Below are 23,551 nucleotides of genomic sequence, written 5' to 3'. Positions count from 1 at the left end.
GAAATCTGACGGGTCAATATCACATGTCCCTCTTTATCCGTAAAGGTATAGAGAGGGTTATTGTCTTCATCTTTCGTTTCCGTGACATAGAGCAGACCCGCAGCATAGTAGCCGTCGGATGCAAGCGACACCATTATAGAATTGAGGCTGCCGAAGAAGATATGCCGGAGGCACCGGTAGGGACCGGCCTCAACGACATTTACCTTATAGGCGGTATGCACAGCACGGTCGTTTGTATGCCAGTCATTACCCGGCCCAAACTCTTTCGTCACACGATTCAAGGGGGATGGTTCGTAGACAGTCAGTGAATAGGGCTTATTGTCGCCCTTATTCGAACTGGACGAGGAGGTTCTAAGCGTAGAGGGTGACACATAGGCACTGTTATTGCCTGACCGGACAGCCGGTAGCCATACCTTCTCACGACGACCGGCACCATCGTACTCGATAAGGGAAACCAAGTCTTGGCTTGCCCCGCCCATTTTGGCTTCGACCACCTGAGAGGGACGACCCAAGCCGTCGTAATACTCCACCTGCTCCAAATAAGAGGTACCGGCGCTGTTAGTCATCGTCCGTGTACGCACATAGTTCTGCGTAGAGGTCTGAGCCGTGGCAAAATGTACCAGACAAGAAAAACCGATGATGAACAGGCTATTTAAAAAGATATTGTTATTTTTCATAGGACAGTTCGTTTACTTTTTGATAATTATTTTGCTTTTCCCCTCATTGCCCACCTGTATCCGGAGGATATAACTACCCGTCGGCAAAGAGTGGCAATCGATGATTTCCTCATAACTTCCTGCCCTCTTATCGCCGGCAGGGACATGTTTCAACAAGCGACCAGCCGTGTCGTAGAGCATCAGGGCTACCTCTTTTTCCGTATCGATCATATAATCGACATACAACCGGCTCTCCACCGGATTGGGATAGAAGTTGGCCCCCCAGTGTGTTCCCTTCAGTGGCCAGTTATCGGGCAACCGGATACCATCCGCTCCACCACCGCTCCGGGTTTGTATCTTGAAAGAGGCCTGTACCAACTGGTTTTGAGGATCTTCTTCTAAGTAATAGTGAGCTTCGGGCTCGTAGAAAAAGGCGGTCTGAAAAGTCGTTTCTTTTTGGCTCTTTGACGCATCGAGCGAACGGATTGTCTCGAACACCGGATAACGGTAGCCTTGGACAAACCACCGGCAGGTCTCCATCACGGTGGACAGCGCCTGCGATGCCTGCTTGCGGGTAAGGGCATTATCGGCAATGGTCTGCACAGTGCGTACACGCACCACATGCTGCAACGTATCGCCTGAAGGAAGAATCATCTGGCCCGACGCGTCCGCTTCGACCGTCTGAGTGCCATAAATATCCAACGGATGCTGGCCTGAATAGATCACCTGTCCCCGGTAGTCTTTATTGACCTTACCGCCACGAGTCAAAGGATAGCTCATAACAAGCATCGGTTCTTCATAGTGCATCAGGTTGACCGGGTTTTCAAACCCCAACAACATCACCCGGTCGTTCAGGATGCGGTAATAGTAGGCTGTATAATGCTCCAGCCCCACAAGCAGCTCTCCCGCCTGTATATCTTTTTTGGGGAAGGTGTCGCACCCCATAACGATATAGGCGCTATCCTTATGGGAAGGAGGGGTAAAATACTCCACAATATATTCTTTCCCTTCAGCCTTCAGCCCGCTGAGATCCCAAAGCTGGTCTTCGCCCGCTCCGCCCGGATCCATAAAGCGTACCTGTTGCTTCACGATCTTATCGCCCGCCCGGGCAGCATGGTGCTGACGGGTGACCTGCGCCGCCGCAAACAGAGGCATCAGGCAAAAAAATAGAACAAGAAGCCGTTTCTTGATTGTTGTGTATGTCAAATTAGCTGTTTTCATATCGATCAGGGAGATTATTGTTTGTAATTATACTGGAAAGACTGGATGGTTCCCGCCGCTTCATACGTACGGATCAGCCGCCCCAAAGGATCGTATTCGTAATAGATTGTCAATCCTTTGGGATCAGTCATGGAGGTTACTCCGACAAGCGGTTTATGGGTAAAGATCGTCACCATAGCATTCTTCAGATTGTTTCGGAGGGTATTCCCCATGGATACGATACTTGCATCCGTAGGACCAGAGGAAGCCAATACAGAAGATACCCCCGAGAGATTGCTTACCTGGCTGTATCGGGCGTTTTTTATTTCGGCTACCAGATAGCGTTGGTTATACGACCAAAGATAAGTAGTGTATACGCCATCCACTCCCAACACCTCTTCTGGTTTTCCGTATTTGGTATAACTAAGCACCTGTTCCTTCGGCATATAGCTGGATGTAGCCGTCCGCAATTCGTGCAATTGGGAGGGCATGTAGATACCATTGGGAGGGAAGGTGCCGTAATCAATCTTATGGCCGGACACCTTTGTGCCTGTGGTAGAGGAGAGCGAGACCGTTTCTGCCACAACAGGAGAAATAATATTTGCAGTAGCCATCTCTTGGAATACACTATTTGCACTGTTGCTCTGCGGATACTCATAGGAGGTAACATATGTTGTTCCTTTGCTGTTGGTCACATATTTATTCGAAAGCTGGTTCCGGTTGTTGTAGCCATAGCTTTCCTGTATCGTAACAGGGCTTGCGCCAATCTGGTAAGTGTCTTGTCTTTTAGAAGCAAGTCGGGCTCTTCCCAGATAATAACGCTTCGTTTTGAAATAGGTACCAACCCAGATACTCTGTCCGGGATACAGATTATCAACATAAGGATTATAAAAGAAATAATCGAACAGGTAACTGAAAGAATAATTCCAGCTGTATGTCTCACTTTGCAACATATAAAAACGGTTTTCGTTTACAATATAGTCGCTTTTCGTTTTCAACCTGCCATAGTGATATTTCTTAGGTTCATAATACATGTAATGCCCATCACTTGATTGATAGAGGCGTTCAAAAAAACTATAACCATAAGGGGAATCTTCATAGACATCGTATTCATAACTGGTTTTCCCCGTTGTATTTCCGGGTACATAGCTGAGATTATCCTCCACTTCCCCATAATAAACGGTTACATAAGGATAGAGCACCGGATTCCGCCCATCTACCAGTCGACGAAAATTGGAGGCGCTGAAAACAGTTTCCCAGATCCAGGATACATTTGTATAAGGAAGTAATCGGAAGGGATTAGAGAAAGAGGCCGATACTCCATTTGCATTCAATCCGAGTATCATGTTCCGAAGAGGGAAAAAATCCGGGATATCATAACAGTAGACCCCTGCACTTTTACAATAGGTAAGAATATTGGGATCAACCACCGCTTCACCTACCCCCGTATGGAAATTTGCATTTGTAATATAGGGAGTAGTAAAATGAATATTATCGTTGGCGGCCTGTGAATAAGGCTTTCCGTAACGGAAAAGTTTCAGACCTGCCATCTCACCGGCTGCACTGTAATTGGTAATCTTCCGGATCCGGAAACCGGCGGCCGTGGCCACTACTTTTTTATAGGAATCATGGATGTAATTACCATTTGCATCTGTAGAAGAGAGAAAGCGGTGGTTCTCAAACTCAAACAGGGTATAGCCTCCGGTAGGATAGGTGATACGCGAAAGCACGCCGTGTTGCTGCGGGGTTGCCGGTTCCCGGATATTGGCTGTAGTCCGGGAGAGTTTCACCTTATCGAAAGGAGTCAGGTCTGTGGAAAGTTTGGTAATCTTCTGCGCCACCGAACTCATTAACTGAGAAGTCGCGTCGTTGCAATCAAATTCCACAAACATATTCAGGTTTGCTACGCCATTCGAAGTACTTCCGGTTTTCAAGTACCCCCAGTGGTCAAGACTATTGAACACACTGGCATTACTTTGGTAGGAAAAACCATAAACAAGAGAAGGGGTTGTTTCATTAGAACCCTTGATCGTAAGCGAAGTTAGTTTCGCTAATGAATAGCCTTCTGTGGGAGCCCCAGGAATATAGAAAGGCATTGTTGTCATGCCCAGGTCGATCCGCCGGACAAGTTGTGAGTTATCCTTCACCTCTATCCGGGTTACATAATTATGGCTAGAAGTGGCATTCGTATTGGAATAGGTCAGCAAGAGCTGGCTTCTTCCATAACTAATGGAAGAGAGTAGTTTCATTTTATAAGCCGTAAGGGGTGTCTCCGCCACATTCCGTACCTGAACGGTAGAAGCGGTTTCATATGGTGGTGGAGAGAAATTATATCCACTCTGGAACAAAAGGGCATTTTCGTAGAAAGTACCATGAGCTACGCTTTGGATGGTATAAGCATAATTGAAAACGATCGGTTCTGTAGAATGTGGCAGATCGATCTGTGTCAGCCGCCAGGATACATAACTATCGTTATAAAGGAATCCCATCCAATAGGGAGCGTCTCCTCCGGCAAAGGTATATGTTATTCCGGATTCATCAATCACCGTAAAAGATTGAATATTTGATGTATTATAGCTGCAGCTTATTTTAACCTGCCGATCATCGGAAACCATATAAGTCAGACCACTCCCCTCTTTCTGAATGACAAAATCGAAAGAAGAACCGTCGGGAAGGGTTGCGGTGAATTTATCATAGTTATAGTCGTATTTTTGATAGCCATCTATAGTCATACTAGCCGTCAGGTAATCGTTTAGTTTATTTGTTTGCAATTGAAATCCGTTTTTTTCATCAGGCACAAATTCAATCGTACGCGATATACAGCTATTGACCGACAACCCCCATCCCAATCCAAAAACATCATAGTTATATCCAGGCTTCAAGACATGAGGATAATAGCGCAAAGAAACGGGTATTTTATAACCATAATGATTTATCTCGTGTAGAGGTATTGAGATATCAGGAGTACCGGTAGAATAATTAACACCATATTCCCCATAACGACCGATAGCTTCCGCCTGTGGCGAAGTGGGAATAACCGGAAACAAGGAGTGAGTGGAGGTGGCTGTTTGAATCGGCTGCACAAAGGTGGTATCCTCCTTTCCCGACGTCTCCGTATCAGAGGAACTAGTGCTATTTCTTTCTTGTCCGTAGGCAGCTATAGAGAACATAGCGACCAAACAGCATACAAAACTTGTTTGCATTATCATTCGTTTCATATTTCTACAGAATTAAATGGTGTGGTATTATTTATGGCTTAGAAACTATTTTATTTTTACTCATTGAAGAATTTACATTTTTGCAAACTACACTAACATTTCATAAGTATAGCAGTTTTCAAATAAACAAAAAAGCTATTTACTTTTCATACTTTTACCGACTTAGAAGATTAACAATAGCATTTTACACAAAGCACAACTACGTACCAATAAGAAACATCACAAATATAAGCTAATTACAAATTAATATCCAAACAAAATAGAAATTATTTTAAATATTTTTTTCAAACTTATCATTTTGCACTTTTCAACTATTTAGAATAGGTAAGCCAATCTCATATCCATGAATACTTTTTCCCATTTGGATAAGAATGATTTTTGTATTACCCCTCGTAGAAATACCATTCTTACCACTAATCTATAGCGGTTGTTATACTCTCCCGAGCAGCGTATACCGCTGAGAATTTTTTCTCAGCCCTTTAAAAACCGTGAGAAAAAATTCTCACCCGGGTGAGAAAAAATTCTCATGCGGGTGAGAATAAAAAAACGGTGTAAAAAAGAAGCGCTACGTAACGGTATTACGCAGCGCTATTCAGAGTGATCGTTTTTGAATTTCACGCCTTCATTCGCATGAGACGGCTATCGATCAATACTTATCAAAGCGATACTCTTTTCCTTCGCTATGCAGGATAAGGCTGTTATGGGTCTTTTTATCAACGGTAAACGCACGCGTGCCATTTTCCCAGTCTGATTGCTGCAAAAAGTCGTCTACCGTATACACGTAAGGTTTCATTTCCAGCTGAAAATGTTTCTCATCGCCCTTGTTCTTAAAGCCATAGAAATGGGAATGGCTGTCACTTGCCGCATCATACAGCTGATACATGAACAAGGTGTTCTGAAAATTATACCAAACGGTGTCCACCTTCTGAACAGATCCATCCACCGTTACCACCTCTCGCAGCAGCCACTTACCATCTAATTCGGTTTCTATATCCTGCTTGCAGGAAAACAACAAACCGACAGTAAATAATACCATAAGAAGCCTTAAGGCTAAGACTGATTGCTTAAAGGGACTATGCATACAATTATCGATATTAAAGTGATCCTTTGGTACTTGGCAATTCGTATTTATAGATATTACGCTTGATGGCCATCCTGATGGCACGTGCTAACGCTTTGAAGATACTCTCTATTTTATGGTGCTCATTCGTTCCTTCGGCTTTGATATTCAAATTCATCTTTGCCGCGTCGCTTAGGCTTTTGAAGAAATGAAAGAACATCTCCGTCGACACATCCCCAATTCGTTCCCGGAAAAAGGGTGCGTCCCACACCAGCCAGGGGCGACCGCCAAAATCGAGCACCACACTTGCCTGGCAATCGTCCATCGGAAGAGAAAAGCCGTAGCGCTCCGTGCCACGTTTATCTCCTAATGCCTTCGCCAAGGCTTCGCCTAAAACCAAAGCCGTATCTTCTATGGTATGATGTTCATCTACACGCAGATCGCCTTTCGCCCGAATGGTCAGGTCCATGCCCGAATGGCGACTAATCTGCTCCAGCATATGATCAAAGAAGGCGAGTCCGGTAGATATATCCGACTTACCGGTGCCATCCAGATTCAGTTCAAGATGAATATTTGTCTCTTTGGTGACACGATCAATCGTGGCGGTGCGTTCACCGGCAAAAAGATATTCGGTAATCTTATCCCAGTTATCGGTCGTCAATACCGGCCAGAGGTTGCAATGATAAGCCATCAGCTCCTCGTCGGCTCCCTCTTTGCCATGCAGCCATATGCCTTTTGCTTCCAGATTAAGAGCCAGTTCCATATCGGTCAATCGATCACCAATCACATAACTGTTTTCCAGGTCGTATTCATCGGTCATATACTTCTTCAACATGCCGGTTCGGGGCTTGCGGTTGGGTGAATTATCCTCCGGAAACGAATCGTCAATCAATATATCATCAAAGGCAATACCTTCATTGGCAAAGGTCTGTAACATCATATTATGTGGTGGCCAGAAGGTCTCTTCCGGGAAAGAGGAGGTGCCCAAACCATCCTGATTGGTGACCATAACCAATTCAAAATCCAGGTTCTTACGGATAAAATACAGATTACGGATCACCCGTGGAATAAACTCCAGCTTCTCCAGGCTATCCAACTGATAATCCCCGGCCGGTTCTTTCACCAGTGTACCGTCGCGATCGATAAATAAGACTCGTTTCTTCATGATAGTATTGTGTTCAATGAATTAAGCAATTTATTATTCTCTTCGGGTGTACCAATCGTGATGCGCAGGCAACCGGCACACAACGCCACGTTATGGCGATTACGCACCACTACCCCATCGCCTGTCAATGCCTTATAGATCCCATTCGCATCACCCACTTCCACCAACAGGAAATTGGCGTCCGAGGGATAGACCTTGAAGTGATAAGGTGCTTCCGTCAATGTCTTTGCAAGCCTTTCCCGCTCTTGAAGTATCCACTTTAATTGTTCTTGCATAACAGATACATTATCAAGCACTTTTAAGGCATACTCCTGCGTCAGTTGATTGATATTATAAGGGTATTTAATCTTGTTCAATACGCCAATAATCTCCGGCGAAGCAAATGCCATACCCATACGGATAGCTGCTACTCCCCAGGCTTTCGACAGGGTTTGCAACACCACCAGATTCGTATGACTGACAAGCTCCCGCAAATAGGAATAAGAAGAGGCAAAGTCGATATAGGCTTCATCAATAACCACTATGCCGGGGAAGTATTTCAATACCTTATACACCTCTGCCCGATCGAGCAGATTGCCGGAAGGATTGTTGGGCGAACAAAGGAAAATAATCTTCGTATGCTCATCGACCGCATCCAGTAAAGCGGCCGCATCCAGTTGAAAATCCTCTTTCAACGGCACTTTTATACATGGTATATTATTCGTGTCAGCCGATACCTCATACATGCCATAGGAAGGGGTAATAGAGGCAATCCTGTCTATCCCCGGCTCACAAAAGGCACGGATAAGCAGGTCGATCGGTTCATCACTTCCGTTTCCAAGAAAGATATAGGCAGGATCGATGTCTTTCAACATCGAGATCTTCTCCTTCAATGCCCGTTGCAAAGGATCCGGATAACGGTTGTATGGCGGGTTCCAAGGGTTCTCATTGGCATCCAGAAAGACAGATGCTTCTCCATGAAACTCATTGCGTGCCGATGAATAGGGTTTTAGATCCCGTATATTTGGTCTTAGTATTTTATTTATATCGATTTTCATACTGATTCTTTTAATTATTCATTGCTTTACGCCTTCGGCTAAGCGATTCTCACGTTGTTCGAATTCTTCATTCCTCATTCCTCATTCTTCATTCGTAAAGTGACCGCATACCGATGCCCCTCCAGCTCCTCATTGCGCGCCATGACGCGAATGGTTTCACCCAGGTTTTGAATGCCCTCTTGGGTAATCTCCTGAAAGGTGATCTTCCGGATAAAGCTGTCCAGGTTCACACCACTATATGCTTTAGCATATCCGTTAGTCGGCAAGGTGTGATTGGTTCCCGAAGCATAGTCGCCGGCACTTTCCGGTGTATAGGGACCCAGGAATACGCTTCCGGCGTTTTCTACCTTTTCCGCCAGTTCAGCATAGTCGGCTGTTTGGATTATCAGATGCTCCGGTGCGTAGGCATTTGTAAAGTCGATCACCTCCTGCTGGTCTTTCAACAGGATGATACGGCTGTTTTGCAATGCTTTCTCCGTAATCTCTTTGCGGGGAAGCATTTCCACCTGCTCTTTTATGGCCTCGACCACCGGATCGATCAGGGCTGCCGAGGTCGTAACCAATAGTGCCTGGCTGTCCACTCCATGTTCAGCTTGCGAAAGAAAATCGGAAGCAATAAAGTGAGGGTTCGACGTCGCATCACCAATCACCTGCACCTCCGACGGCCCCGCCGGCATATCGATAGCAACATCCTTCAGGCTCACCCATTGCTTGGCAGCGGTGACATACTGATTGCCCGGTCCAAATATCTTATACACTTTCGGAACAGACTCCGTGCCATAAGCCATAGCGGCTATCGCCTGAATACCTCCGGCTTTGCAAATCAGGTTCACTCCGGCCTCTTTGGCAGCAAAGAGAATGGCCGGATGTATCTTCCCTTCCCGGTTGGGAGGCGAACAAAGCACAATCTCCCGGCATCCGGCAATACGCGCCGGTACAGCCAACATCAATACGGTGGAAAACAAAGGCGCCGTTCCGCCCGGCACATAGAGTCCGACCTTTTCGATAGGCACCGCTTTCTGCCAACAGCTGACGCCCGGCATGGTTTCTACCTTGACGCCGGCGAATTGTTGTGCCTTATGGAATGTTTCGATATTTGCTTTCGCCTGGCGGATAGCCTGTTTCAGCTCGTCAGACACAAGCGCTTCCGCCTCGCGTAGTTCTTCATCGGTCACAAGCAAAGTGGATAGTTTCACTTTGTCGAACTGCTCCCCAAAACGAGACACCGCTTTGTCGCCCTCGATCCGGACGGCCTCGAGCACTTCGCGCACCTTGTCAAACAGCCCTGTCACATCCAACGAAGGACGGCGTGTTAGTTCTGCCCATTGTTCCCGGGGAGGATAAGTTATGACTTCCATTGTTATACGATCATTTTTTCAATCGGTATCACTAAAATACCTTCAGCGCCTAACGCCTTGAGTTTGCTTATTATATCCCAAAAATGACTCTCGGCTATCACCGACTGCACCGATACCCAATCTTTCTCCGCCAACGGAGTCACCGTAGGACTTCGCATGCCCGGCAATAATTCGATAATATCGTCCAATTTATTCTTAGGCGCATTCAAAAGTACATATTTTTTACCTTCCGCAAGCTGGATCGCTTCAAAACGAAATAATAATTCATCTAATATGGCTTGCTTTTCATCATCCAGATCATTATTCGCAATTAAGAGGGCTTCGCAGGGCAATACCACCTCCACCTCTTTCAGGCGGTTGCTGACCAATGTGCTTCCGGAACTGACAATATCAAAAATCGCATCCGCCAAGCCAATGCCCGGAGCTATCTCCACCGATCCGCTGATCACATGCAGATGGGCATTGATCTTATTCTTCTTCAAAAACTCCTTCAGGATCTCCGGATACGAGGTGGCAATGGTTTTCCCTTCAAACCAGGATACGCCGGGATACTCCTCGTTCTTGGGAATAGCTAAAGCCAAGCGACAGCGACTGAATCCCAAGCGTTTGACAAGTTTCGCCTCGGCTCCTTTCTCTACATATTCGTTTTCCCCCACGATACCGACATCGGCCACGCCATTGGCTACCGACTGAGGAATATCATCGTCGCGCAAAAAGAGCAATTCCACCGGAAAACCTTTCGCCGAGAGCAGAAGAATACGTTTTCCTCTGTTTAGTTTAATACCTGCCTCCTGAAGCAGGAGCATTGTTTCATCGTATAAACGACCTTTTGATTGTACCGCAATTCGTAGCATGTTATTTCTAATTTATCAATTATCAACTATCCATTAACAAAAAAAGGCTCACCCTATTACGGCAAGCCTCTTTTCCTTTCTCTTCATATGTAATACAATACACACCCTCAGCCCACCGAACTACTGCCCGTTGTAATAATGGTGATGATGATGTAGTACTGAATATTTCATTTTTACACTTATTTTGGACGCAAAGTTACACTTTTTCTTTATTACTGCAATAAAACGAACAAAAAGTTTCAAACCAAGCCAACTTTATGTCGATTTGAAGTAAAACAAGAGAGCTCTGATTCCCAAACAGCAAATACCAGCAAAAAAATCTTGTCATTTTAGCAAAATGATCATTCGAAAAAGCTACTTTTACCCGTGAAACAAAAGAGTGTCTATTTATCACTTATTATAAATGAGCCATGACAACACGCAGAGATTTTCTGAAACAAAGCATTTTGGGTACAGCGAGCCTGACATTAGGCGGGCTGGCCTTCAGTCACGAAAGTTATGCCCGCATCCACGGGGCAAATGATAAGATACGAGTTGGCATCGTCGGTTTCTCAGACCGTTCCCGCAACTCCTTAATTCCCTCTTTTCAGGCGTATGCTGATGAACTGGGATTCGAGATCGTAGCGGTATCCGATCTTTGGAGTCGTCGCCGGGAAGAGGCCGGGAAATACTTCCAGGAAAAATGGGGTAAGAAGGTGCGTCTGTTTCGCAATAATGAAGAGATGTATGACGCCCGGATTTGTGACGCGGTGATTATTGCCACGGCCGATTTCCAACATGCGCTTCATTGCGCAGAGGCTGTCAGGGCAGGATGCGACGCCTACGTTGAAAAGCCTTTTGCCGAGACCATGGCCGACGCGCGCGTAGCCCGGAAAGCAGTCGAAGAGACCGGACGAATCGTGCAGATAGGCTCCCAGCGCCGATCAGCTCCTAACTACCATGCAGCCAATGATTTCATACGCTCAGGCCGTTTCGGACAGGTCACCATGGTGGAGATGAGCTGGAATGTAAACCAACCGGGACGTTGGCGTCGGCCGGCGCTGGTGGCTCAATGCTTTGAAAAGGACACCGATTGGAAGCGTTACCTGATGAACCGCCCCTACGAAGCATGGGATGCCCGCAAATACTTGGAGTATCGTCTGTTCTGGCCCTACTCTTCCGGCATACCCGGACAGTGGATGGCGCATCAGATCGATACGGTACATTGGTTTACCGGCCACGCCCACCCGCGCTCTGTGGGAGCCAACGGTGGCATTTACCAATGGAAAGACGGACGCAGCAACTACGACACCATGACGGCGGTGTTCGATTATGGAAACGACGATGGAACAAACGCCTTCCAGGTGGTTTACTCTTCCCGTATGCACAACAGCGCAGGAGGCGTGAAAGAGCTCTATTTCTCCAATGGCGGAACGCTCAACCTGGACACCAATAAGATTACGCCCGACGGCGGATTGACCGGACGCTATGCCGCCGATATGGGCATGGAGGCCAACCTGTTAGAAACGTATGATCTACCTTCGGTACAGGTGGCGACCGACTCGAATACCGGTTCCGACCCGATGACCAACCTGCATATGCGCAACTGGATGGAGTGTATCCGAAGCCGCAAACAACCCAATGCATCGGTGGAAGCAGGTTATAATCATTCCATTGCCAATATCATGTGCACGGCGGCTCTTCGCACCGGTGAAAAGGCGACATTCGATACCGCCCGGCAAGAAGTATTGGCGGGAGGCAAAGTGTTTCATCTGTAATACATAGAATCATTATGAGAAGAAGTATTTGGCAAGCCGTCGTATGTGCGGTTATATTGACCTCGTGTGGGCAAAAAGAAAAAGGATTTGAACTGATCGAACAGCTATCAGAAAAGCGGGTGGACATCTTCTACGACGGCCACCTCTTCACCTCCTACGCCTGGCCTGAAACGATGGAAAAGCCTATCTTATACCCAATCTATAACGCCCATGGGGTTGATCTGACACGCGGTTTCCCCGCCAATCCCCAACCGGGAGAGCGGGTCGATCATCCGCACCATCTCGGCTTGTGGTTCAATTACGGAAATGTAAACAGATTAGACTTCTGGAATAATTCGTACAATATACCGGAGGCCAACAAACCACGATACGGAAGCATTCTGCATAAGGGCATAACGGAGAAAACCAACGGAGCGAAGCAGGCAACATTAACAGCTCAGTCGGACTGGAACGATCCTACGGGCAAAACGCTCCTAAAGGCAGAGACCCGTTATATTTTCGGAGCAGAAAAGGAGATGCGTACTATTGAGCATATCATCACCCTGACGGCACAAGCCGATACAGTTGTCTTTTCCGACAGCAAAGAGGGGTTATTAGGCATACGCATGGACAAAGCATTTGAAGAGGTATCGGAGGCTCCCGTCCTGCGCATAGGTGACGACAAACTGCCGATGGCGGAACGGACGGTCAACAACGACGGCGTAAACGGCCTCTACCGCAACAGCTTGGGCGACGAGAAAGAGAGTGGTACCTGGGGGAAAAGAGCCGGATGGGCCAGCGTCTCGGCCGAGAAAGAGGGCGATAAGACAACAGTTGCCATACTCGACCACAAAGAGAACCCCGGCTTCCCGGCTCATTGGCATACCCGCGGATATGGCCTGTTTGCCGTGAATAATTTAGGCAGCAAAAGCTTCCATGCGGAAACCCCCGCTGCCTCCCTGACCCTATTGCCGGGTGAGTCGGTAACCTTCAGGCATAAAATCCTGATCAAAACCGGTTCGTATGCCGAAGACCGGGAGATCGATACTGCTTTTGAGGAGTTTAATCGCTGACTACTTCACTTTCAACGTATTCAGAAACGCCTTTGTTTCCGGACTGATGCGGTAACTCTCACGGGCTTTCTGAATGGATTTATTGTGTACGAAACGGGAGAATCGCTGTTGCTCCAAAAGCGGAAGTGTCTTGTCGTAGTATTTGATTAACCCCACACTAAGCGCCCAAGCGATTGCCATATCCACATAATATTGCCCCTGAGGTACCTCTTGGAAATGTTTCAACGCCACGTCTATATAGGTATCGTTCAGGAAAAAGTCCATCAAGACAATCACGAAAACACGTTTCGTAAACTCTCCTTCATCCTGTTTAAGCGGCAGAAAATGAGCCAATACCTCGTCGGGATATAGTTTAAACACCTTCAACGATGATATAATCGTATCCACATGTGCCCAGTTATCAAATTTCAGGATGAGCGGATCCAGGTAACGGAAAACTGTTTCCAGGGAAGGCTTTTTGAGGTTGGCAATCACCAGTCCGTATAATAGAATATGGTCGTAGGTAGTAAATTCCGCCTGCCGGAGGTAGGTCTCCACATCCGGACTTGTCGCGATCTCCTTAGCCAGTTTTTTCAACGCGGGCATGCGGATACCTATTATTTCATATTGGGTAGGAATAAGTCTTTCGTTAAACTGCTTGTAATCGCTCTCAGCCAAAGCCCGGAGCTTTTGATTGATACTATTATTCATGGCTATCTATCGTTTATTATGACACATACTTCTATCCGACAAATATAGTGCTTAACCGGCAAATCATGGTCGCCACTTGGGACGAAATCACTACCTTTACGCCGTATATTAAAGAATCCATTTATGTTGAAATTCCTAAAGGACTGGATGCTTCCGCTGGCGATGATCACCGGGGTACTCACTTATCCCTGGATAAGCCGGCTGATCGTCCTGACTCCCTACCTTATCTTTGCGATGTTATTACTCACCTTCTGCAAGCTCTCTCCACGCGATATTCACTTTCACAAAGCGCATATATGGCTATTATTGATACAGCTGGTGGGATGTGTGGTGGTTTACGCGGCGATCTATCCGTTTGACCCTATTGTCGCGCAAGGAGCCATGATCTGCGTACTGGCGCCAACAGCTACCGCGGCCGTTGTGATCACGGGCATGTTGGGAGGTAGTGTTCCTTTTCTGACAAGTTATACCTTGCTTTGCAATATGGCAGTCGCCTTGATCGCCCCAGCCCTGTTCCCACTGATCGAGCCTCATTCGGACACCACCTTCCTTTCGGCTTTCTTCTATATATGCAAGCAGATAGCGCCTATGCTGTTATTACCCCTATTCGCCGCCTGGGGTATGCGTAAATACACCCCGAAGCTCCATCAGGTGTTTGTTCGCCTCAATGGCTTCACCTTCTATCTCTGGGCCTTTTCATTGGCTCTGGTAACGGGAACCACTGTTAAGTTTCTCGTTGAGCAGGAAGATCCCAATTATGCCGTAGAGATCAGCCTGGCTATCGTGGCCCTTGTTATTTGCGTGCTTCAGTTTCTGGTAGGCAGACGGATTGGATGGCGATACAACGACCCCGTCTCATCGGGACAAGGACTGGGACAGAAAAACACGATCCTGGCCATCTGGATGGCACAGACCTACCTGAATCCGATCTCATCGGTGGCACCGGCGGCCTATGTCCTGTGGCAAAACATCATCAACAGCTATCAGCTTTGGCTGAAAGCAAACCGCGAACGAAAACAAATCAATCAACAAGATAAATCGACAGCATTATGAGATTAAGTAACGTATGGTTTACAGCCTTATCGGAAGGAGAAGCAGGCAATATCATCACCGTGTATGGCCGCGACGAGCTCAGCCAATTCATCGAATCAGGGAAGTTCAAAGAACGGGTCGAGATCACCTGGAAATATGAAGGCGATCCTCATGGCATGCCTTCGGAAGAGGTAGCCGAAAAAATGGAAGAGGTAGAACTGGCGCTAAAGAAAGCCATGGAGAAAGATAAGCTCTCCATTCTGACCAGCGTATACACTGGAGGAGGCGAAAAGATATGGGTCTATTACACCCGTACCACCCGTGTATTCGGCGAACGGCTCAACGAGGTATTGGCACCTTTCGAGCTGCTTCCCATTTCAATATATACCGAAGTAGATCCCGAATGGGAAGAATACCTCGACATGTATGAGATGAAGCAATGGGCGGTGGACGAGTAATGGAATGATGAGTTAAGATAAAAAGAGAGGCTGTCCCGGATCGGGGCAGCCTCTCTTTTTTATGGTTTAGCTAATAAAACGCTAATTATTCAGCACCTAATTTAGCTTCGATTTCGTCGAATTCTTTGCTCATGCTGAGGTTGTAATAGATACCACGCAAAGCGATCATATATTCTGTTTGATCGGGTTTCAACGAATAGGCTTTTTCAAAGTAAGGAAGTGCTTTACGGAACATATCCTTTGCTTTGGCCAATTCTTCCTGATACAGTTTGTTGTCGCTGATCATATTCGCATCTGCCTGAATGTTGATCGCCTGGTTGTAGTAAACACGTCCCAGGTTAGAGAGTGCGCTCACGAATTCAGGATCGAATTCCAACGCTTTCGAATAAGCCTGTTCTGCTTTATCCATCTCTTTTGTACCTGTTTCATACACGCTACCTAATACATCATAAAGCTGAGCGCTGTTCGGTTTGTCAGCGATAGCTTTCTCCAGATAATAGATCGCTTCTTCGTTTCTGTTAGAATAGATATAAAGATTGATCAGGTGAAGCAAGAAGTACTCGTCTTCCGGCATTTTTTCCATACCTTCTTTCAATACTTTCTCCATGCTCACAGTATCTTTCAGCTGTTCGTATTCAAAATGCATATACTGATAGATCTCGCTTTGCTTGTATTCATTGTCTTTCGCACGTTCCAAAGCAGCTAAGGCAAGGTCGTGATCGTTCATTTGCAAAGCAGCCAAAGCTGAATAGTATTGAACTGTCTGATACATCGTATCTCTCACAGCAATCGCTTCACCGGCAAACATCGGATCATTGGCAACCGCCAGGTATTGTTCAAAACAATCATATGCTTTTTTGTAATCTCTTTCATCAAAGTAGAAAGCACCACCATTTACATAATACACATGGTTAGCTGTCATAATACCTTTGATGTCTTTGGTGTATTTCGGTTTTATTTTCCCTTTGGCATCCGGTGCCTGATCCAGTTCATAGGATTTTTTCAGATAAGGATACACATTCAATAAAGCCGTATACATCACAGATTGGTTAGGCTGCTGACCCAACATTTCTTTCATTCTCTCCGCACTGAATTGTTGATCTTCTACAAATCCGGCCACATACCAGGTCTTAGGATCATCTTTGGTTTCAGCATTTTCCAATGCCCCTTTTATCAGTGTCCGTGCTTCTGCAAAATCTGCATTATTTCCTTTAGCAATGCTTTGAGCCTGGCTTACTGCTTTCTTTTGAGCAAAAGCGGCTGATGCTGCTACACATAATGCCATTGATAATAACAATACTCGTTTCATACGATTCTAATTTGAGATTAATATTCAATTTATTAAATTTCTTTATTCTTCTGACTCACCCTCTTCCGGCAACTCATTGTTTTCTTCTATTTGTTCATCTGTCACATCCACATTCTCGGATACTTCGAAGATGGGGCTTTCCAGTCGGGCATCGCGTTCTGCTTTTTCTTCCGCAATCTGCTCATCCGTTTCAGACAACACCTTACAAACCGAAGCAATTTCATCATGACGTTTCTCCAGATTGATCAACCGCACTCCCTGAGTTGCGCGTCCGATAACCGACAGATCGGCCACTTTCATACGGATTGTTATACCCGATTTGTTGATAATCATCAAGTCGTTCTCTTCTGTGACACTTTTTATGGCCACAAGTTTACCCGTCTTCTCGGTGACATTAATAGTTTTTACACCTTTTCCACCTCTATTAGTAATTCGGTAATCTTCAATATGCGAGCGCTTGCCATAGCCCTGTTCGGAAACAACCAGTACGGTCTCGTTTTCCATATCCTTGATGGTGATCATTCCAACCACCTCATCATCAGGGCCATCCAGGGTCATACCGCGTACGCCCGACGCCGTACGTCCCATGGTGCGCACTGCACTTTCGTGGAAACGAATTGCGCGACCGTTGCGATTGGCGATTAATACTTCGTTATCGCCATTGGTCATTTTAACTTGTATTAACCCATCACCTTCCCGCAGCGTAATGGCGTTTACACCATTCTGACGAGGACGTGAGTAGGCTTCAAGCAATGTTTTCTTGATCACCCCGCTCTTCGTACAGAACAACAGGTAATGTGAATTGATGAATTCCGTATCGGTGGTCAGTTTCTTCACGCGGATAAAGGCCTGGATCTTGTCGTCGGCTTCGATATTCAAGAGGTTCTGAATAGCACGTCCCTTGGCATTCTTCGCTCCTTCCGGAATTTCATATACCTTCAGCCAGTAGCACTTACCTTTGGCCGTGAAGATCAACAGGGTGGCATGCATCGATGCCGGATAGATATACTCCACAAAGTCTTCGTCGCGGGTTTCGGAGCCCTTCGCTCCTACTCCGCCACGTCCCTGGGCACGGAACTCAGACAGCGGCGTACGTTTGATATAACCCATATGTGAGATGGTGATAATCATCTCGTCGTCGGCATAGAAGTCTTCCGGATTCAATTCTTCCGAAGCATAGATAATGTCCGTTTTGCGATCATCACCATACTTATCATTGATCTCCTGTAATTCTTCTTTCACCACTTCCATACAACGGTCTTCATTTTCCAGAATCTCTTTGTAGGAGGCGATTAAGCGTTCTATCTCTTCATATTCGGCGCGTAGTTTATTCTGTTCCAGTCCGGTGAGCTGACGAAGACGCATTTCCACAATCGCTCTGGCCTGTATATCGGTCAGTCCGAAACGCTCGATCAAACGTTCGATCGCTTCCTGCGGGCTGGATGATGAGCGGATGATAGCAATCACCTCGTCGATATTATCGGAGGCAATCAATAATCCTTCCAGGATATGCGCGCGTTCTTCTGCCTTTCTCAGATCGTAGCGTGTACGTCTGATCACCACCTCCTGGCGATGATCTACGAATGCCTTGATCATATCCTTCAGGTTCAATTGCCGTGGACGGCCGTTGACCAATGCGATGTTATTCACACTGAAAGAGGATTGGAGCGCAGTCAGTTTATACAGTTTATTCAGAATCACACTGGAGTTGGCATCGCGCTTCACATCTACGACAATGCGCATACCGTGGCGGTCAGACTCATCGTTGACATTCGATATACCCTCCAGGCGTTTTTCATTCACCAGGTCGGCAATGTGTTTAATCAACTCCGCCTTATTAACAAGGTAAGGGATTTCCGTAATAACAATCTTCTCGTGATTGTTTTCGACTTCAATCTCTGCCTTACCACGCAGGATGATACGTCCTCTACCCGTTTCAAAAGCGTCTTTCACGCCCTGGTAGCCATAGATCGTAGCACCGGTCGGGAAGTCGGGCGCTTTGATGTATTCCATCAATTCGTCGATCTCGATCTCACCGCGGTTATCGATGTAAGCCATACAGCCATTCAACACCTCTGTCATATTGTGAGGCGGCATATTGGTAGCCATCCCTACCGCAATACCCGAAGCACCATTAATCAATAGATTCGGTATGCGTGTAGGCAGAACGGTTGGTTCTTTTAATGTATCATCGAAGTTTAACTGGAAATCAATCGTATCTTTTTCGATATCCCGCAACATTTCTTCAGCCAATTTACTCAAACGGGCCTCAGTATAACGCATAGCTGCAGGGCTATCACCATCGACGGAACCGAAGTTTCCCTGGCCGTCAACCAACGGGTAACGCAATGACCACGGTTGAGCCAAACGTACCATGGCAAAATAAACGGAGCTATCACCATGTGGGTGATATTTACCTAAAACGTCTCCTACAATTCTGGCAGATTTTTTATACGGTTTGTCGGATGTATTGCCCAGTTCATTCATCCCAAATAATACACGACGGTGAACCGGTTTAAAACCATCCCTTACATCAGGAAGAGCTCTCGAAACGATAACCGACATAGAATAGTCAATGTAAGCCGATTTCATCTCATCCTCGATGTTGATCTTTATAATTCTGTCTTGATCAATCATTTAGCTATTTATTTAATATACGCACAATTTCATCACTGAAAAATCGCACTAAGGTAAGGCTTTTCTCTTTACTACAAAAGGATTTGAAGCGATTTTTTCGTACGGAAGCCTTTTACGATGTTGAGACAGAATGCAGGGAGTTTTATATTCAAATTGAAGGAAATGGGAAGATTCCCAATTTGACATTTTGTCAAAATCGACCGACTATTTTTCCAAAAACGTAGGGGTATTTAAAATTAGTCCCGCGAGTAACACTTTTTAACGTATCATATTGTAAAGCAAAACCCTCTTTTTGCTTTCATTTTGTCATTTTGAGATAGCCGGGATTTCGTACCCTTTTTGTTGTGCGAAACCGATCAGGGATTGGGTGATGGCATGGCCGAGGTCGTCGCCCGGTTCTCCCTCTTTTTTTAGGCGCTTATCGATATACTCCTGTCGCTGAACGGCAAGGTCGGCAATCTTACTTTGAAGCGAATCGCGTTTTGCCGATTTATCCTGTACATAGGCCTGTAGTTCAGAGGTGGATAAGGCCTGTAGTTCCTGGGGTAATTCCTCCTTCTTTATCTCTTTCAGCGCATTTTTATCCTGGCTCACTTTGTCGATCAGATCCCAACTGCTATTATTATAAATGGCTTTGCTTTTGCTGACAGCCCGTTCGGCATAATTGGCGACAGAGATCGATTTGGCATTCTGATCCTGTTCCGCCTGAAGCATCTTTCGCTCCGCTCCCATCCGACCGTATCCAATATAGGTATCATTCAATAATTGGTTCAAATGATCGATACGGTCGTCGTAAGGCGTTTCAAAATAGCGTACCATACGGTTGGCGTCGATATTGAAAAACATCCCTTCTCCCAGGTCTGCCGCCTTTTTCCACAGATCACGGATGCCGGTAGAGCGGTCGCCACAATGGATCGTATTGGTATAGATATTCTTTTCAACGGCATCAGGGATGGCCACTTTGTAAGAGATACTTCCCTGTTCGAATACCTCGTTACCCGCAATGTAGATCAGCTTCATATCGGCTTCGTCGCGGCCCCATTCCAGTTCCTTGACAGCCCGGGAGATCACCGTTCCGCAGTATTCATCGCTCCCGCCGGTTGTCAGGGCAAACAGCTCCCGGGAGATCAGATCCAGGTCGGTGGTCAACGGAGTAATCTGGCGGATAAAATCGCCGTTATAGCGATGGTAGCTGCCATATTCATAAAGGGCAATCTCCACATGAGGTGTTTTCCCTTTGTATTTCAGGGTGGTCAATGTATTTACGATATGCCAGAGGCGCGATTTGGCTTGCTCTATAAGTCCTTGCATACTACCGGAGGTGTCCAATAATATAGCCACCTGAATCTTGGGAGCTTTGGCTGCCGACTCGGACCGGACAGGTATACCTGTCACTTCGCTTTTTGTTGCCTGAACAGAGATCAACAAAGAAACAAACAACACGGTAAGTAAGATGAATCGTTTCATATCTAAATTATTTTTAATAGGTTTATGATCTCAAATGTAGTGGCTAAAAAAATGACTAAACGGGGAGAATGGGTCAACCAATGGTTTGAATGGGTGAAACGTAGGGTATAAATGGGTTAATTGTATTTACTTTACTCCCGCAAAAAGGCAAATCCGACATGAGGTATATTTTGGTACTTATATGCATCGTTATTCCGGTCATCTCCGGCGCACAGGATCTCCCCGTAAAGAAAACGGGAGTACAAAGGGCCGTTATCGACCTGACGCAGTCGCTGGAGGAGGATTCGGATGAAAAAGTGGCACAGAACTATCTGATACTGGGGAAAGAGCTGGCCTCTCAGGGAGAATACGAGAAGGCGGAAAACTACCTCCAAAATGCTCTTTTGCTATTCAATCGTCTGAAAGACAAGGAACAGGTAGCCCTTGTTGCCCGAGAAATAGCCAAAGTGCAGGAGGCACAAAACAAATTTTCGGAAGCAAAAGTCAACTTCACCACCGCCGGGCAGCTCTCCAAAAACGAACTATTCAAAGAGGTAAACCAGAACGACTATCAGCGCCTGCAAAACGTTTCGAACCCTGCCAAACAAGCTACTTTTCTGAAGCGCAACCTGGAGATCTTGCAACAGCCGGAGGAGCAGGCTGTCGCTTTCCAGCAGATGGCAGAAATCAATCTCGAAATGAATCAGAAAGAAGAGGCGATCAGTAATCTGCAACAAGCCATTGAAGTTGCTCCGGACCAACCACAGATCGTAGGAAAGGCGCAACGCAACATCGCTCATGTATATGCTGCCGACAGTCAATACGAAAAGGCGACGGAGTCGTTGAAGCAGGCCTACGACCTGGCCATCAGCCAGGGACATACGCTGGAAGCAAAGCAATCGCTGGAAATGCTGGTCGAGCAACAACTGAAATCCAGGAAAACAACCGAGGCCTTGAAGGCATACGCCGATTTCGTCGGTCGCCTGGAAACGCTGGTGAAAGCCGACAGCACGTTGATCGACAAGCGCTTTTTTGAAGTGCATGAAGCGCGTATCGCCCAACTTGAGAAAGAGCGTGTACTGAAGGATCAGTTGATTAAGAAACAAAACACGATCAACACCGCCCTGTTTGTGTTTATTGTTTTGATTGCCATCTTCATGCTTTTCATGTTAAGGGCCTGGTATTCGATCCGGCAACGCAACAAGCGCATTGCGCTTCAATCGCTGAGAAGAGAAATGAATCCGCATTTCATATTCAACAGCCTTAACAGCGTCAATCAGTTTATCGCGCAAAACAAAGAGTTGGAGGCCAACCGCTATCTCTCCTCTTACTCCCGTTTGATGCGTAATATGATGGAAAACTCGAACAAAGACTTTACCTCGCTGGACACCGAAATGGAGCAATTGCGCGAATACCTCGAGCTTGAACATATGCGCTTTCCGGACAAATTCCAATATGAGATCACGATAGACGAACACCTTGACGCGGAACGCACACTGATCCCCGGCATGCTTATTCAACCTCAGTTGGAGAATGCTATCTGGCACGGGTTGCGTTATAAAGAAAAAGATGGGCATTTACGCCTGTCGGTCAGGCAGCAGAGAAACCGTTTGTGTGTAGTTGTGGAAGACAATGGCATCGGACTCCGGCAAAGCAAAGAACTGAAAACAGAGAACCAGCGCAAATATAATTCGCGGGGAATCAGTAATACGCGGGAACGTATCCTATTGCTCAACAGCCTTTACCATACACATATCACACTGGATATACGCGATAAAACCCCGGATGAAGGCACAGGCGTGGTCGTCACCTTATGTTTCCCCTTAAAAACAGTTGAATAACGATGATGAGTCTACCCAAAATACGCAGCGTGATCGTAGAAGATGAAGAGGCTGCACGCACCGCATTAAAGAACTACCTGGCAAAGTATTGCCCCATGGTCGAGCTTGTTGGCGAAGCCACTTGTTGCCGCTCTGCCATCACACTCTTGCATGAAGAAAAGCCCCAACTGGTGTTTCTGGATGTCGAAATGCCTTATGGGAACGCTTTTGATGTATTAGACGGTTGCCGGGATCTCTATTTCGAAACCATTTTCGTCACCGCATTTTCCACCTACTCCCTACAGGCGTTAAACCAAAGCGCTGCCTATTATTTATTGAAACCGATCAATATAGAGGAGCTTATCCTGGCAGTCAACAAAGTGCACCAGCAGATCATAAAAGAAGAGATATTCAACCGCAACCAGATATTGGTGGATAATATGCGGGAGTCATTGCCTGAAAAGCGTCAGATTATCCTTCCCACGCTGGAGGGATTCGAAGTGGTCAGAATAGAAGATATCATTCGCCTGCAAGGAAACGGAAACTTCACGGATATCTACCTGCGCGATAAGAAAAAGAAAATGGTTTGTCGTTTCCTGAAGTATTTCAGTGAAATACTGCCTTTTCCATTCGTCCGTGTGCACAAATCGCATATCATAAACCTGCACAGTATACGTTCCTATCATAAGAACTCAGGCGGCTATGTCGTACTGGAAGACAATACCGAAATAGAAATTTCACCCACTTACAAAGAAGAGTTTTTGCATTATTTTAGAGAAAAATAGTGATTTTTTTATATATT

General features: G+C 46.2%; 18 protein-coding genes. 6 read left to right on the top strand and 12 right to left on the bottom strand.

All coding sequences use genetic code 11. The annotated features are described in order from the left end of the window. The 8 genes from M2134_RS14000 to hisG all read right to left on the bottom strand — a co-directional run. A partial coding sequence (locus M2134_RS14000; RefSeq protein WP_280751968.1) for a DUF6443 domain-containing protein occupies positions 1–677 on the bottom strand: 677 nt, incomplete at its 3' end. Between the two features lie 12 nt (positions 678–689). Continuing rightward, positions 690–1,877: a T9SS type A sorting domain-containing protein gene (locus tag M2134_RS13995; protein ID WP_280751969.1), complete on the bottom strand. Its 1,188-nt coding sequence runs from the start codon at positions 1,875–1,877 to the stop codon at positions 690–692. 14 nt (positions 1,878–1,891) lie between these two features. Further along, positions 1,892–5,074, bottom strand: coding sequence for an RHS repeat domain-containing protein (locus M2134_RS13990; protein ID WP_280751970.1), 3,183 nt, complete (start codon positions 5,072–5,074; stop codon positions 1,892–1,894). A 646-nt stretch (positions 5,075–5,720) separates the two neighbouring features. Next, the gene (locus tag M2134_RS13985; protein ID WP_280751971.1) at positions 5,721–6,110 is read right to left on the bottom strand and encodes a lipocalin-like domain-containing protein; all 390 of its coding nucleotides are present in this window, start codon (positions 6,108–6,110) and stop codon (positions 5,721–5,723) included. A 58-nt stretch (positions 6,111–6,168) separates the two neighbouring features. Further along, positions 6,169–7,299: a bifunctional histidinol-phosphatase/imidazoleglycerol-phosphate dehydratase HisB gene (hisB, locus tag M2134_RS13980; RefSeq protein ID WP_280751972.1), complete on the bottom strand. Its 1,131-nt coding sequence runs from the start codon at positions 7,297–7,299 to the stop codon at positions 6,169–6,171. Further along, entirely contained in the window at positions 7,296–8,336 is a 1,041-nt protein-coding gene (hisC, locus tag M2134_RS13975) for a histidinol-phosphate transaminase (protein WP_280751973.1), read from the bottom strand. The genes hisB and hisC overlap by 4 nt, the downstream gene beginning before the upstream one ends. A gap of 74 nt (positions 8,337–8,410) precedes the next feature. Further along, the gene (hisD, locus tag M2134_RS13970) at positions 8,411–9,694 is read right to left on the bottom strand and encodes a histidinol dehydrogenase (protein WP_280751974.1); all 1,284 of its coding nucleotides are present in this window, start codon (positions 9,692–9,694) and stop codon (positions 8,411–8,413) included. Positions 9,695–9,696: 2 nt separating this feature from the next. Continuing rightward, positions 9,697–10,548, bottom strand: a complete 852-nt coding sequence (hisG, locus tag M2134_RS13965; RefSeq protein ID WP_280751975.1) for an ATP phosphoribosyltransferase — start codon at positions 10,546–10,548, stop codon at positions 9,697–9,699. A 410-nt stretch (positions 10,549–10,958) separates the two neighbouring features. Here hisG and M2134_RS13960 point away from each other — a divergent pair, with 410 nt between their 5' ends. Together M2134_RS13960 and M2134_RS13955 are read left to right on the top strand one after the other, a co-directional pair. Then, positions 10,959–12,305, top strand: a complete 1,347-nt coding sequence (locus tag M2134_RS13960; RefSeq protein WP_280751976.1) for a Gfo/Idh/MocA family oxidoreductase — start codon at positions 10,959–10,961, stop codon at positions 12,303–12,305. A 14-nt stretch (positions 12,306–12,319) separates the two neighbouring features. Beyond that, positions 12,320–13,357, top strand: a complete 1,038-nt coding sequence (locus M2134_RS13955; protein WP_280751977.1) for a PmoA family protein — start codon at positions 12,320–12,322, stop codon at positions 13,355–13,357. On the opposite strand, the gene M2134_RS13950 is transcribed toward M2134_RS13955, so the two are convergent. Next, a complete protein-coding gene (locus M2134_RS13950; protein ID WP_280751978.1) occupies positions 13,358–14,047 on the bottom strand; it encodes a DNA alkylation repair protein in 690 nt (229 codons plus the stop codon). It abuts the gene before it with no gap. A 123-nt stretch (positions 14,048–14,170) separates the two neighbouring features. On the opposite strand from M2134_RS13950, the gene M2134_RS13945 reads away from it, so the two are divergent. Beyond that, positions 14,171–15,100 carry a transporter gene (locus M2134_RS13945; RefSeq protein WP_280751979.1) on the top strand — a complete coding sequence of 310 codons (930 nt, stop codon included), beginning with the start codon at positions 14,171–14,173 and terminating at the stop codon, positions 15,098–15,100. Next, positions 15,097–15,537, top strand: a complete 441-nt coding sequence (locus M2134_RS13940; RefSeq protein WP_280751980.1) for a DUF695 domain-containing protein — start codon at positions 15,097–15,099, stop codon at positions 15,535–15,537. Before M2134_RS13945 ends, M2134_RS13940 begins: the two co-directional genes overlap by 4 nt. Before the next feature lie 85 nt (positions 15,538–15,622). On the opposite strand, the gene M2134_RS13935 is transcribed toward M2134_RS13940, so the two are convergent. The 3 genes from M2134_RS13935 to M2134_RS13925 form a co-directional block, all read right to left on the bottom strand. Beyond that, a complete protein-coding gene (locus tag M2134_RS13935; protein ID WP_280751981.1) occupies positions 15,623–16,846 on the bottom strand; it encodes a tetratricopeptide repeat protein in 1,224 nt (407 codons plus the stop codon). A 42-nt stretch (positions 16,847–16,888) separates the two neighbouring features. Further along, complete coding sequence (gene gyrA / locus M2134_RS13930; protein ID WP_280751982.1) at positions 16,889–19,483, bottom strand: DNA gyrase subunit A; 2,595 nt, start codon at positions 19,481–19,483, stop codon at positions 16,889–16,891. Positions 19,484–19,789: 306 nt separating this feature from the next. Beyond that, complete coding sequence (locus M2134_RS13925) at positions 19,790–20,950, bottom strand: VWA domain-containing protein (RefSeq protein WP_280751983.1); 1,161 nt, start codon at positions 20,948–20,950, stop codon at positions 19,790–19,792. A gap of 158 nt (positions 20,951–21,108) precedes the next feature. On the opposite strand from M2134_RS13925, the gene M2134_RS13920 reads away from it, so the two are divergent. Next, positions 21,109–22,770, top strand: a complete 1,662-nt coding sequence (locus M2134_RS13920; protein ID WP_280751984.1) for a histidine kinase — start codon at positions 21,109–21,111, stop codon at positions 22,768–22,770. Positions 22,771–22,772: 2 nt separating this feature from the next. After that, positions 22,773–23,534: a LytTR family DNA-binding domain-containing protein gene (locus tag M2134_RS13915; RefSeq protein WP_280751985.1), complete on the top strand. Its 762-nt coding sequence runs from the start codon at positions 22,773–22,775 to the stop codon at positions 23,532–23,534. Positions 23,535–23,551: the final 17 nt, after the last annotated feature.

It is taken from the genome of Parabacteroides sp. PM6-13 (assembly GCF_029892605.1).
GTDB lineage: Bacteria > Bacteroidota > Bacteroidia > Bacteroidales > Tannerellaceae > QVMG01.
Note: the sequence above shows the minus strand (reverse complement) of the source record. Positions and strands in the feature narration are given on the sequence as shown.